Here is an 825-nt window from a genome sequence, read left to right as displayed (position 1 = left end):
TTAATAAATAAAGAACACGCCCAACAATAATTGGACATACGATATACTTCATAACAAACAGAACGACAATCATTAGATGTGGCACCTCCTTTCTGCACGGAAGTGCTCTCCAATTATAACAAAATCCCTATGACCTGTATGCGTGCATACAATATGCAAGCATACTGTGTGCACGCATATTGTATGTAACATCTAAATACGATATATCAATTACAGGTAAAGAGTCCGGGACATAATTTATCCCTTATAGGTAGTTAGTTTGTATAGCCTAGTCATCTTTATTTTCTTTTTTATTATCTTTTTCGATTTTTTTATCTATAAAGAAGAAACAGATAATTATAATAAAATAAATAGCAAAGAAAATAGTTTTGCCATATGGAATATGAAAAATAGCGATAAAAATTATTGAATACACGCTCAATGATATCAAACAAATATTTAATAATAAATTATACTTTTTTAATTTATTTTTTTCATTTTTAATTATTTCCCCTTTTTTTATTATGTTATTACTTTATATGTAATAAATTTATAGAAAATGGAGGAATTATTATGAAAAATTTGGTTCTGTTGCAAAGTTGAATTTATAATATAATTTTAACAAAAAGGAGTCTTCTGTATGAACTATTTCAGATATACAATTTAACAAGGATGTTATCACTGTAGCCGTTGGCTACTATCTAAGATATGCATTGAGTGGTTCTGTTGCAAAGTTGAATTTATAGTATAATTTTAACAAAAAGGAGTCTTCTGTATGAACTATTTCAGATATAAACAATTTAACAAGGATGTTATCACTGTAGCCGTTGGCTACTATCTAAGATA

At 27.4% G+C, this 825-nt stretch carries 2 pseudogenes; both read left to right on the top strand.

The features are described from left to right. Window positions 1-619: 619 nt before the first annotated feature. A pseudogene (locus IDG64_RS14325) lies at window positions 620-698 on the top strand (IS6 family transposase); the annotation flags it as partial. Window positions 699-754: 56 nt separating this feature from the next. After that, window positions 755-825, top strand: a pseudogene (locus tag IDG64_RS14320) (IS6 family transposase); the annotation flags it as partial.

This window comes from Staphylococcus sp. EG-SA-15, from assembly GCF_017151895.1.
GTDB lineage: Bacteria > Bacillota > Bacilli > Staphylococcales > Staphylococcaceae > Staphylococcus > Staphylococcus aureus.
Note: the sequence above shows the minus strand (reverse complement) of the source record. Positions and strands in the feature narration are given on the sequence as shown.